Genomic DNA, 12,951 nt, shown 5'->3' with positions numbered 1-12,951 from the left:
CGAATGTTCGCTAGCTATTAGCGGATGTTCGGGATTTTTTGCCTTGTCGGCCTATGACGAATATGCTCTCCGACCTAAGCGTCATGCGCCCAACTAACCCCATTCGCAATAGTTATAAAGGCAGTTCTCTCCCTTGCTTAAATATGGTTATCTAGAACTCGAGGCATTCGTTTATAAATTAGGAGGAAATGATTTTAATGAAGCGTTATGTTCTGTTATTCTTCACGATTACTTTACTGACATTCGGGTCTGCAGGCGCATTTCGTACCGGCATCGACCACGCCTCCGCAGCAACCGCTCCCTTCAAGGACACGCGCGGACACTGGGCCGAACAGACGATTGGCGAGATGGTGAAGCGCGGCATTCTCGATGGTTATCCTGACGGCAAGTTTCTGCCGCAGCAGCCCGTTCAAGTCGACCAATTTATCAAAATGCTCATTCTCTCCTACTCCGATCTGCATCTGAACGGATCCCGAAGCTGGTCCACAACCTTCCTGCAATCTCTAAGTACGGAGAACCAATCGATTCTGAAGCAGGATTACCGTTACTTCACCTTCAAGCCAAGTATCGTCGGATACTGGGCGAAGGATTTCATCGACATTGCAAGCGACCTGCATTTCCTGAACAAAAGCCGCTATAGCGACTTTCAAGCCAATATGACGCGTGAAAACGTAGCCGAGATCATCTACTACACGCTGCAAGAAACAGAGTTTTTGGAAGACGGCCAATTCGGCCAGAAGATGGCGCAGGCATACGGCGACATCATGGGAGCGACCGAGCGCGAGCAGAAGTTCATCGCCGAGGCGCTAGTGAAAGGCATCATGCAAGGGTATCCGAACGGCTTCTTCGGCGTAGGCGATACCGTCACCCGTGCGGAAGCGCTCGTTATCTTGAATAGGCTGACGGATAAGACCAAACGACTCGCGGTTAAGATATCGCCCGAGAAGCTCGAACGCAGCGTTCCAACGGCCGGCGGCGGCAACAAGATCGTCGTCTTCCCGGACAAGCGGATGTGGGACGCCTATGAAGCGCTGAGCGCAGCGGGCCAACTCCGCGGCTCGAATCATGATTTATACGAAACAACTTTGCGCCTATTCAAGGACCAAGCGGAGAAGGACAGCGTTACTAACCATGCTTCAGGCACTTCCGCCGCAACGGAGGAAGCTGCCATATGGCTTGACCCGCAATACAACACCTATGGCGTGACGATCCGTCTGCGCGAAGGGGCATTGGCGCGCAATTCAGAGGTTATCGATCAATTCGCCAATCAACTGTTCGGCTACAACGCCTTTGCGTTCCGCGAGCTGTTCGCCGACATTTGCAAGCGCGTCGAAAGCGGCAGCAAAGTCGCTTCACAGCAAACGACCATCGGCAATGACAACGTCAATATCCAAGTCGACAGCGCAGCCAAAACAGTCATTTTCTCGATCGCAGCGAAGAAAGCTTAAGCGCTGCGGCGCAAAATCGATAACATTTTTTCCAACAATTATTATATAATGTGTGGGTACGTTATTTTTACGTAGAGAGGATTGGTTCGATGTTTGGCAAAATAGCAGCGGATGTGCTTGGCCTGAGCGACGTGGGCTCCGTTATTCATCCCAATAATTACGACAAGGTAGATTCCGATGATTACGTCTTGCACGAGGATGACGAGAAAATTTATTTCCTGATCAAATCGAAGGCCGACGAATACTGCTTCACGAACTTAGCACTCATTCATCTCGACGGCACGAGCGCAATGAGCAAGAAGCGTACGCTTAGACGTTACCCGTATGCAACCAATCCGATAGCCAACGTATCGATGGAAACAGCCGGAACGGTCGATCTCGACGTGGAGATTAAGTTCACGATCGGTCCCGTCGTTCTCAGTATCGACGTGCATAAGAAGCATATCGAAGAGCTTAAGGATCTGTACAAAGCGCTTATGAAAATTTCCGAAATTACGCACGAGAACAACTTGACGCTCGAATTCGCCAGAAACAGCTTGAACATGGCATCCACGACGATCCAGTCGGTCCACAAGGGCGACTTCAATGTCGTATCCCAGTTCGATGCGATTAACAAAGCTGCGTTCACTTGGATGGTAGACACACATAAGCAATATAAAGTAAAAGATTTCGGTTCAATCTTCGAGCGTTATATCAATCAGTAATGCCAATAGCATACTGCAATAAGCCGGCGCATCATGCGTCGGCTTATTTTTGCTCACCTCAAGATATAGTTGTGTCATATAAACTAACATAGTTGTTGCATAAACCTCACTTTCGCGTTTATATTTAAGTCATACACTGCTCTCTTAACTTTGACATAAAGAGGTGAACGGACATGACGAGAGAACTCATCTTAACCGTAGACGACGAAATTAGGATCGGCGAGCTCGTTGGCATGTACTTGACGAAGGACGGATTCCGCCATTTAAGCGCGACAAGCGGCAAGCAGGCTATCGAGCTAGCCGAGAACGAACAGCCTTCATTAATCGTCCTTGACGTACTGCTCCCCGATATGGAGGGCTATGAGCTGTGCGCCAGGCTGAGACAAAAGACCGATGTGCCTATCGTCTTTCTCACCTGCAAAGATACCGAGATCGACAAGGTCGTGGGGCTGAGCGTCGGCGCAGACGACTATGTGAGCAAGCCGTTCAGTCCGATCGAGCTGGTCGCCCGCATTAAGGCGCAGCTGCGCCGGAACCGCATCGTCCGCGACAGAGCAACCCCCGCCGCCTCCAGCTCCATTACTTCCGACCATGTGCAGCTCCGCATCGACGCCCATGAGGTATACGTAGACGGCGCCAAGGTCGAGCTGTCCGCCAAGGAGTTCCAGCTCCTCTCTTATCTCATGCAAAATGCGAGACAAGTGCTGACGACCGAACGTCTGCTAAGCCATATTTGGGGTTATGAGAACAGCCTCGATACGAAGACGCTGCAAGTGCATATCGGTCATCTTCGCAAGAAGATCGAACGCAATCCCGCAGCACCGGAGCGCATCGTCACCATACGCGGAATCGGGTACAAGTTCGATGAACCGATTAAAGAGACTTAATTTCACTCTTAAACCGCGCACCTTCGCCTTCCAGATGCTTGCGGCTATGTTGACCGTCTCTCTCGTCCCTCTTCTGCTTCTATCCATATTTGCCGGCAAGACCGTTACTTCGCAGCTCAGTCACTTCAATGCAAGGAATACGGCTATGACCGAAAAAAATTACATAAGCATGTACGAAGCCAATATCGACGGGCAGGTTCGCGCGATCGACACCGAGCTCAGGCTCGTCGAAGATGCCGTATTGCTCTCTAAGTCTCTTGCTGAATCCATCTTCTCATTGAAGCATAGCAATAACAGCGTGAAGCCGATCGTGTTCTCCTACGATAACGAAGGGGGCCGTTTCGTCGAGAAGAACGCGAATGGCGAGGGCGTCATCTCGGTACGCACGAATAACGCGAACAACTATCCTTCGCCTGAGCTGGCGCATGACCTAGCCAAGAGCAAGGCGCTGTTCCCTCTATTCAAGTCCGAGACGTCGCGCAAGCCGAATATCGTGTCCATCTACTATATCCATCCGGCCGCCGGGTCGTTTTATTACCCTGAATACAACGGCTCGGTGAAGCGAAATCCGAATACGCCGATCTTCGCCCTCACCTCCTACCGCTTCTATTCGGATGCGCTTAATGTACGTCCTAATATTAACCGGGTCGCCTGGACGAAGCCTTACTATGACATTACGCCGCGAGGCTGGATGTTCACCGCCACGACGCCCGTCTACGATGAGCAGCGCGTGCTGCGAGGCGTAGTTGCCGCGGACGTAACAATCGAGCAATTCGTAGACAATGTGCTCGACACAAGATTCGGCGACGAGAACGGCTACGCCCTCCTGCTCGATCGCGATCACGAGCTGATCGCCGCCCAGCAGCACGGCATGGAGGAGATTGAGCAACTGAAGCTGGAGACACTGTTCAGCAACGATACGGTAGACAGCTATCGCAGCCTTAAGATTAACGGCGAGCGGAAGCTTATATTCAGCCGCTCGATACCAACGACCAACTGGATTCTAGGCTATGTTATTCCCGAACATAAGCTGCTGGAGCCGATTCACAGCGCGACACAAGAACTCTCGGAGAAGACGCGCGATCAACTCATTATGCAACTGTCATTGCTTGGCGTAGTCGCTTTCTTTCTATGCGTTGCGCTTGCCTTCTACTTGCGCTCCAAAGTATCGCGGCCGGTCAACCTTCTGGCGGACGCTTTCGCCGAACTCGGCGAAGGACAATTCTCCGCAACGCCGAACGATACGAGGACACTTGAATTCAATCAGCTGCTGCGGTCATTTAATCGCATGTCAACGAAAATCCGCGAGCTTATGGAGCAGCAGAACGAACATAATCTGCAGCTCGAGCACAAGGTCGAACAGCGTACGGAGCAGCTCAGTGAAATCAACTCCGAGCTTGCGATGCGGGTTGACGAGCTTACGCGCATGGAGCATTGGCGCAAGGAGCTGCTCATGAACATATCGCATGACTTGAAGACGCCAATAACACTCATTCGCGGTTATATCGACGCCATAACGGACGGCACAATAGCGCCGGCCGATACAGGTATCTATCTTAAGCGGATCTATGAGGATATTCAGACCATTAACCAGTTCGTTCGAAATCTGAACGAGCTTAGCTTGCTGGAGACCCGCCAACTAAACGCCGAATTCGACAGCGTGGATGCCGCAGCTTTCTTTGATACGGCAACAGCGAAATGGACGGCCTACACACGATTGGAGAAGAGGCCATTCACAGCTGTTCGACCGCAACTATCAGCGCCGTTAATTATCAATGGCGATAAGCATCTAATCGCGAGAGTCATCGACAACCTCATCGATAATGCCCTTAAATATTCCGATGCCGACTGCCCGATTAGTTTCACCATGGAGTATGCAGCCGAAGCCGTCATATTCCGCGTCACCGACGCCGGCGCAGGCATCCCGGAAGATGCCCTGCCGTTCATCTTTAACTCCTTCTACCGCGTCGATAGGTCACGAAACAGCCGCATTCCCGGCAGCGGCCTCGGCTTGTCGATCGCTAAGGAAATCGCCGATATTCACGGCGGCGGGCTGACCGTCAGCCTGAACGAAATAGATGGCAGCGGCTCCGTCTTCTCACTGCTGCTTCCTTTAGCTGCTTCGTAGCGCCAGCCCAACCTCCCCATCGGTTGGGCTGCCAAATCTTCTTCAATTATTAGCCAATAGTAGACCTAATTGTTTATACTTCCCTTATTGTTCGAGCTCCGAGGCTGGGATAGGATGGAAACAACTTATCGAACCTTCCATCTTTTGCATAAGGAGCGTATGTAATGAAACGAATATCAAGTCTCATTCCGCTAGCCATTCTTCTGTCGCTTGCATTCGCAGCAATACCGCCTTCTCCTACGTACGCTGCTAACGATCCCGCGCCCAATTGGCAGTTGATCGAACCACTCTACGAAAGCAGCTCCACGCTCATAGCTGCCTATTCCGCTCCAGAACACGGCATCGTCGGCGACGGCATAACCAATGTCACCGGCAAACTACAGTCCTTGCTTGACGCATTAGGCAGACTAGGCGGCGGCACGCTGTTCCTGCCGGAAGGGAAATATGTCGTTCGAGGCAACTTGGTATTACCGAAGGGGGTAACACTGCGCGGCGAGTGGGCCAAACCGATTAAGGGACAACCCGTTCAAGGGACGGTTCTCATGGCGTACGCCGGCAGAAACGACGCCGAAGCACCCGCCTTCGTAACGATGGAAACCTCCTCCGGCATTCGAGATTTGTCCATCTGGTACCCCGAGCAATTGCCCGATGATATCGTCCCATACCCTCCCTCTGTCTTGCTCGGCAGGCCTAACGTATGGGGCAACGAGAACTGCAATGTCACCAACCTAACTTTTGTTAACGCTTACTCGGGGATCGTGTTCTCCCATACAAACGGAGGAACGAGCCCCGTCATTCAAAATATTTACGGCACACCGCTATCCCAAGGCATTGAGATCGATAATATTGTAGACGTTGGGCGGATCGATTGGGTCGATTTCTCGCCTGCGTATTGGGCAGGCTCTGGGCTGTCAGGCTCGCCTAGTAGAGGCGACTCCTATGAACAATGGATTTACGAGAACGGCACCGGCATTATAATGAGGCGCAACGACTGGTCTTATACGAGCTATGTATCTATAGAAGGCTACGGCATAGGCTACCACGCCGCCTATTCCATAGCCACGCCAGGGGCGGTGCCGAACGGCCACCATTACGATTTGCACATCAAAGACGCTAAGACGGGCATCCTGTTCGACGGAGTAAGCGGCGTAGGCATTATGTTCACAAACGTTAAGATCGAGCACAGCGTAAACGGCATTGTTGCAAGCTCCGAACAGGAAGGGGCGCTTCAGCTGTACGGCTGCAGCATTGAGGCATCGGAGAAAGCGATCTATTCGAGCGCCGCTTCGTTAACGAAGCTAATGATGCGCCAATGCGATATTGCAAGCGGAGAAGTCGCAATCGACGGAGGCACTTTGATCGCTTCCGACAATGATTTCAATAACCAATCGCCGCATGTAAGCTTGGGCGAAGAATCCCGAGCCATTCTAACCAGCAATCGGTTCAATGGCGATCCAATGATCGATAATCAATCAAAATATATATCGATCATCGACCATACGCCGGTCACCTACAAGCAGCTCCCGGCTTTCCCCGTCATGTCGCCTCAGAACCACAAGCCGAAGCGGCAGGCGCTTTACGTCGTCACGGATGCGCCCTTCCAGGCGAAGGCCGACGGCAAGACAGACAATACGAAGGCCATCCAGCGGGCGCTGGACGCTGCAGGCGATGAGGGCGGCGGCGTCGTGTTCTTGCCGCCGGGCAAATACAAAGTGCTTGGCCGCCTCGTCGTCCCGGCCTGCGTCGAGTTGAAGGGTTCGCTAGACAACGGTTCGGTGCCCACAGGTCCAGGCAGCATTATTCAAGTATACGCCGACCGAGACAATCCGAACGGCGAGCCGTTCCTGAAGCTTGAACAAGGAAGCGGAGCACGCGGTCTCGTCTTTGATTACCCCGAGCAGCAAATGCCGAAGGTCGCGGCTTATCCTTATTTGATGCAGGCGCTCGGAAGCGATGTATACATGATCAACATCGGCATGCGAGGCGTCTATAACGGCATCGACTTATTCTCGCATCGGTCGGATCGCCATTATGTCGACTACGCCGCCGGACACGTCTTCCATAACGGCGTTAAGGCGGGCGGCGGTTCGCAGGACGGAATTATAAGCAATCTGCAATTCAATCCGCTTCCCTACGCAGCGGGGCAAGAATCGAAATACGGCAGCTGGCCGAGTTCCCCCACCAGGGACGAGGATTTCCAGGCCATTTACGATTACGGATATAACGAGCTCGATTTCCTGACGCTCGGCAACGTCAGTAATCAAATCCTGTACAATGTGTTTCACTTCGGCTCGGAGAGAGGACTTCTTCTGACCGAGGAGAACGGTATTGGGCCATCGGGCATCAGCCTCGGCCTCGGCGTTGACGGGGCAAAACGATCAGTCGTCATCGAGAAGACTGGAGCGCAAGGCTTCAACTTCATAAATACGCAGCTCGTAACTATAGGAGCGGCAGAGGATCGACGCTATATCGAAACGGGGACCGGGTTTGACGGAGAAGTGACCTTCTTCAGCTCCGATCATTGGGGAGCGCCCGTCAACAGCATCGTGCTGGAGCATGGAACAGTGAATATGCTGCTCTCGCATTTCGAAAGCGCAGGTGAACACGGCTTCTCCATCGTGAAGGACGGCGAGCTTCAGATTAGCAACGCCTTCATTCGCGGAGCTCATCCTATATTTAACGCAGGCAAGGAGGCTCAGGTGACGGTCCGGTCCTCCATAGCCGATTCTCTCGGCATCCAGTGGCGCGACAATCCGTTATGGCAGCATAATCTCGCCAATTTGAAAATTACAGCGCCAAAGCCGCAAGCAACACCCGCAGAGCAGCCGGAGCAGGAGCAGAAGCCATTGCCGGAGGAAACAGCAGCCGCCTCGGCAACGGAGCCCGAATCCGCCGGCTCCGCCCCGTACGGCATGTTCGCCGCCGTTGTCGCAGCTATAGCCGCAGCAGCGCTGGGACTGACGTTATGGCTGCGCAAGCGCGGCAAACGCAGCAAACAACAAGCCGACAAACCTAATCTGTAAATCAACAATGCAATAGCCCGTTCGCTTGCCTCCTTAGGCTCCCGAACGGGCTATTGCACTTTAGTCTATCAAGCTTGGATAACCTGTGTTATTGCGCTGCTGGATCAATGATCGGCAGGTCAAGCGTTGGCGTCTCGTTGAAGAAGTTCCAAGGCTTAATCATCGCCGTTACCCACTCCGTAGGCATGATCGGGAATTCTTCCGCACGCATGACGTGCGTCGTACCCGTTGTCAGCCATACGACCGAGTCTTCACTTTCAATATCACGGTTTTGCTGCGTCCAGAGGCCAAGACCCGTGTCCGTATTATGCGTCGTGTATTTGCCTTCCGAGTACAGCTCATCCTTCTTGTAAGGCGTAACCCAAATATGATTATTAATGAATTCCGCACGTTTCAATACATAGTCCGTTTTCGTGAAGAGCGGTTCTTCCATGAACGGGTGCGTGCCGCCCGCGAACGGAATAACTTGATAGCCCGTCGTGTTTCCGAGGATGTTCTTTCTCGATTCGCTCTTAACGAGAACGATTTTGTCGGGATCGAACTTTTGAATCGCTTCTTGCTCCGTTTTGTATGTTTTCTCTTGCATAATCATTTCGCTGCGGGCAAATTCCGGATTGGATACCGTAATCGCTTTAGGCAAAATTTCGCCAACGGAGTTCGTTTCACCGTCAACGTCCAAGTCCAGACGGTAGCTGAAAATATGCTGATGCGTAGGCGCTACAATGTTCGTATCCACAAGCGTACCATTGCGCGTATCTTTTGCCGCCGTTGGGTCGGACATCGTTTTCGTGTCGACCGCTTTGGCTTGAGCAAGACCCGTTGCGCCGGCCATCAGCTTGATTGAACCATTTTGCAGGAATACCCAGTCCAAAATGTAATCGTAGTTGCCGATTGTCGCAATCGCGCGAAGCACAAGCTCACGGCGTTCCCTTGCGTCGCCGTTATGCGACCATTCCGCATCGGCGTAACGTTCGAACAAGGCAAATGCACTTTTAATTACGTTAGCTTTGCCCGCCGTGTCATTAAGCGCAGCGTCGAACAATGTTGCATTTTTCGGAACATCGGAACCCATATTGAGCGTACGAACCGACAAGCCTACGCCATATTCGCCTGCGTCCATGAAAATTTTGTACAGCCAAGCCGGATCCGGATCGCCGTAAGGAACCATCATGCCGCCAAGACCGCCCTCGTACATGACCTTACGTTTGTCGCCGTTCTCTGTGTACGTAACAGTCGATACAATTGGACCTACACGCGGATCAAGACGGAAGTGGAACTTCCAGTTCTGCCAGTCTACCATCGTGCCTTTAACCGAGAAGCTTGCGCCTTCCGGCTGGCTAATGATGAGCGGCTTGATTTCATCCGTACGTTTTGTTTTGATCACTTTCGAGTAATCATTCAGATCTGTCGGAATAGGAGGCGTTCCCGTTTCATAGATTTTAAGTACTTTCTTCGCATTCAGGTCAACCAGGAAGGAAAGTCCGTCCATCGGGTGAGCCATGTTGTTCACCATACCCTCTACGCTCACTCGAGGCACGGAGATGGCAAGACGCGAGCCCGGAGGCGTCAGTTGCGGGCCGTAGTCGCCCAGCGGACCGTCAGCGAAACGCACTTTGGACAGGTCGGTAAGACCGCGTTTCGCAAGCGCAGCGACCGCTTTTTCGTCCGCCTCAACAATAGACTCCGTTTGACCCCACTCCGTATAGAGCGGCCAGCCTGTTTTTACTTCTTTCCAATAGGTGATTTTGTCGGTGTCCAGATCAACCGTACCCTCGTAAGGCTTACTTCCTTTAATGAGCGTGAAAGTCGCTTCCCTCGGCAGCTTCGTGATCGGGTTCGCATCCCAAGCCCAAACCTTTGTTTTGTCCGGCTCTTCGAGCTTAATTTCGGAGAAATACATATCTTTGCTGCCATACTGAGAATCGCGAATAATTTGCGATGCTTTCTCAATCTCCTGCGGAGTTAGCGGATTCAGCGGGTGATAGACCATCTTGTTGATTTCTGCGGCACTCAGTCGATCGATGCCGAGCGCTCCTGGCAGGAAGCTAACCGTGGCAAAAGCGACAGACAAAGCGATAACCGATGCAACCATCTTTTTCTTATTCATAGTTTCCCTCCGTTATGAACGTATTCTCGTGCGGTTATGATTGCTAGAATGTATGCCCACCCCTATCTCACACCATCGCATCCCTCTTCTCTTTCGATCTATGTCAATTATCCTAACATGTAAAGGTAATAATTCACGGAGGCCAAGGTAAAGGTTGCATAAGAAGTTCCTCTCATTTCGGTAAAATGTTGCTTCCGATCTCTTCACTCCTTGCAGAAAACAAAAAAAAGCCCCACCCTCGCATTCGCGAGGATAGAGGCTTGAATCGTTAATGCCGCTACACCTTAATGACGAACGGCACCACAAACGTCTTGCCGTTTCGTTGGAATTGCCCCCATACTTTGTATATGCCGCTTACCGGGAATGCTGCCCCGAACACAGCCTGCGGACCTGATGATGCCCAGTTAAGCGGGTGGATATGGATGAACTGTTCCGTTGTCTGATCGATCGCAACAACATGGCCGACCGCCCCCAAGTAAAGCTCAAGATCCGTAATCGGATCACCCGTTTTCTCGTCAGTAAACGTATAGGTCATGCTCATTTGCGTCTGCGGCGCAAGCTCATCCGAGAACTCGAGCTTCACCTTCATCCCGTCAACACTGGTCTCAAGCATCTCGCTCGGCTTAAGAACCGCCGAACCCGCCGTTGTGCCACTCACCGTAACCAGTCCGGTTCTTGTAAGCTCGTTCAGCCCCGTCGGAACAAAGTCCGCATATAGCTTGAACTTGCCGCTGGCAGGGAATGTTACCGGAAGTTCGAACACACCGCCACCTTTGTACTCAGGATGAACATGTTGGAAATGCTGCAGATCTTCGCTTACTACAATAAGATGCAGCAGCTTTTCATTCGTTATATCGAATGCATCAATCGGCTTACCGCCGCCTCCGGCAATCGATAGCGAAAGCTTGGACGGCACGCCCGCCTGCGGTTCACCCTCCGGCCATTCCAGTCGAATCGCCACGCTCTTTTCCGCCGCTGTCTCCGACCCCGCTCCCGCATGGCGATGCGCCAAGGATAACGCGTACGGATCAAGAAACGGATCCGATAAATCACCAGTCGCCCCGGCATCCTTCGTTCCTTGCAAGAGAAATATCGCCGCAAGAACGAGCACGAACGCCGTCGACAATAACGTCCACTTGTACTTGACCAATCCGCCACCTCCTGCCTCATTCATGCGCTATGAAGCTATTGTATAGAAGTAGAGTAAAAGTAACGCCCCGCGAAAGTAAAAATAAAGTAAAGCTTTGTTAAAATTCAGCCAAGCGGCAAAGTAATCTTCCTCACATCGCCATGATGCGGTAGAATAGGAACTAGACGAAGAACGTCCTGTTGCCATTTTTGGCGAGGGCGTTCTTTTTTTGTTTTCAAAACCAGGGGGCGAGTGGAATGGATCAATTCGAGTTGGCGCACAAGGCACTTATCGAGGAGCATTTGGAAAGAAGAAAAGGCGAGCGCAAAGGCCGTTTGCTAAGAGGTCACGGTTTCGGCGAAAGGCTGCTGCTTCAGAATGTTTGGTGGCCGCTATTCGGCAGCTTCGAGCATTGTCATCCCGAGTACGAGATTTATGATTGGAATCGCAAATCGCAGTTTATCGACCTCGCTTACATTACACCTTTCGGTAAGTTCGGGATTGAATGCGACGGCTTCCAGAGCCACGTGAAGGATATGGACCGCGAGCGGTTCAACTACTCGCTGAATCGAGACACCTTCCTTATAGGATTAGGCTGGAAAATGATCCACTTCTCCTTCGACGACATCGAACGCCGACCTGAGCTGTGTCGCATGCTGCTGCAGCACGTTATTGGTCCTCATATGCTTCGCAAAGACCAAGAAGGAGCCAATGCCAACGCCATCGCAGAGAAAGAGCTGCTGCAATTCGCCTGGCGTCTTGGACGGCCGGTTCGCCCCAAGGATGTGTGCAGCCTCTTAAACGTTGATTTCCGCACCGCCCGCAAGCTATTGCTCGCCCTTGTCCAGAAAGGCTGGATGCGCAATATTTCGCAAGGAAAAACAGCCCGCTACTACGAGCTGACCGGCAATGCGCTTCACATGCTGCGGTAAACCGCCGCAGCATGATTAACGTTTCACCTTTTTCAACCCCCTCACCGTCGCCACGTTATTGAGCTATGTTGGATTTCTGCAGTAACTTTGGGCTGAATTGGCGGGTCTGGTGAACTATGTTGGATTTTCGCAGTAACTTCGAGCGTTTAACTGCCTTTTGGGCACAAAGCAGGGGGCTATGTTGCAAATATCCAACATAGCCCCCCTCAGCACACAAAACCGCCTATAGTTACTGCAATTATCCAACTTAGCCGTCCGATGGCACGTTTCGCGCACCTAGCTCGCTAAGAGCCGTCAGCAAATCACCTAAACTACTTCCACTTACGAGCTCAGCTTGACCCGCTGCACCTTCACCGTCGCCACGTTATTGAGCTATGTTGGATTTCTGCAGTAACTTTGGGCTAAATTGGCGGGTCTGGTGAGCTATGTTGGATTTTCGCAGTAACTTCGAGCGTTTAACTGCCTTTTGGGCACAAAGCGGGGGCTATGTTGCAAATACGGCTAGGCCCCTTAAATCCGGAGTCTTACCCAACAAATAATGTCTGTTCGAAGTAAAGCTTATTTTTTCGGGCGATTACATTGCTTTATGAAAG

8 protein-coding genes are annotated in these 12,951 nt (G+C 51.9%); 6 read left to right on the top strand and 2 right to left on the bottom strand.

Translation table 11 applies throughout. The features are described 5' to 3' along the window. Positions 1-197 precede the first annotated feature (197 nt). The 5 genes from V8F51_RS30480 to V8F51_RS30460 all read left to right on the top strand — a co-directional run bounded on the left by V8F51_RS30480 (position 198) and on the right by V8F51_RS30460 (position 8,190). Complete coding sequence (locus V8F51_RS30480; protein ID WP_337104270.1) at positions 198-1,448, top strand: S-layer homology domain-containing protein; 1,251 nt, start codon at positions 198-200, stop codon at positions 1,446-1,448. Positions 1,449-1,537: 89 nt separating this feature from the next. Next, on the top strand, positions 1,538-2,152 hold the full coding sequence (locus tag V8F51_RS30475; protein ID WP_337104269.1) for a PH domain-containing protein: 615 nt from the start codon (positions 1,538-1,540) through the stop codon (positions 2,150-2,152). Positions 2,153-2,325: 173 nt separating this feature from the next. Next, entirely contained in the window at positions 2,326-3,039 is a 714-nt protein-coding gene (locus V8F51_RS30470) for a response regulator transcription factor (RefSeq protein ID WP_337104268.1), read from the top strand. After that, complete coding sequence (locus V8F51_RS30465; RefSeq protein ID WP_337104267.1) at positions 3,017-5,167, top strand: sensor histidine kinase; 2,151 nt, start codon at positions 3,017-3,019, stop codon at positions 5,165-5,167. Before V8F51_RS30470 ends, V8F51_RS30465 begins: the two co-directional genes overlap by 23 nt. A 164-nt stretch (positions 5,168-5,331) precedes the next feature. Continuing rightward, positions 5,332-8,190 (top strand): glycosyl hydrolase family 28-related protein, encoded by a 2,859-nt coding sequence (locus V8F51_RS30460; protein ID WP_337104266.1) that lies wholly within the window; start codon positions 5,332-5,334, stop codon positions 8,188-8,190. A gap of 88 nt (positions 8,191-8,278) precedes the next feature. Here the strand turns inward: V8F51_RS30460 and V8F51_RS30455 are convergent, their stop codons facing one another. Both V8F51_RS30455 and V8F51_RS30450 read right to left on the bottom strand, forming a co-directional pair. After that, the gene (locus V8F51_RS30455) at positions 8,279-10,297 is read right to left on the bottom strand and encodes a copper amine oxidase (RefSeq protein WP_337104265.1); all 2,019 of its coding nucleotides are present in this window, start codon (positions 10,295-10,297) and stop codon (positions 8,279-8,281) included. 277 nt (positions 10,298-10,574) lie between these two features. After that, entirely contained in the window at positions 10,575-11,447 is an 873-nt protein-coding gene (locus V8F51_RS30450) for a hypothetical protein (RefSeq protein WP_337104264.1), read from the bottom strand. A gap of 236 nt (positions 11,448-11,683) precedes the next feature. On the opposite strand from V8F51_RS30450, the gene V8F51_RS30445 reads away from it, so the two are divergent. After that, on the top strand, positions 11,684-12,358 hold the full coding sequence (locus V8F51_RS30445) for a hypothetical protein (RefSeq protein ID WP_337104263.1): 675 nt from the start codon (positions 11,684-11,686) through the stop codon (positions 12,356-12,358). Positions 12,359-12,951: the final 593 nt, after the last annotated feature.

It is taken from the genome of Paenibacillus sp. YIM B09110 (assembly GCF_037167145.1).
GTDB lineage: Bacteria > Bacillota > Bacilli > Paenibacillales > Paenibacillaceae > Pristimantibacillus.
This window is presented reverse-complemented; position numbering and strand designations above follow the sequence as displayed.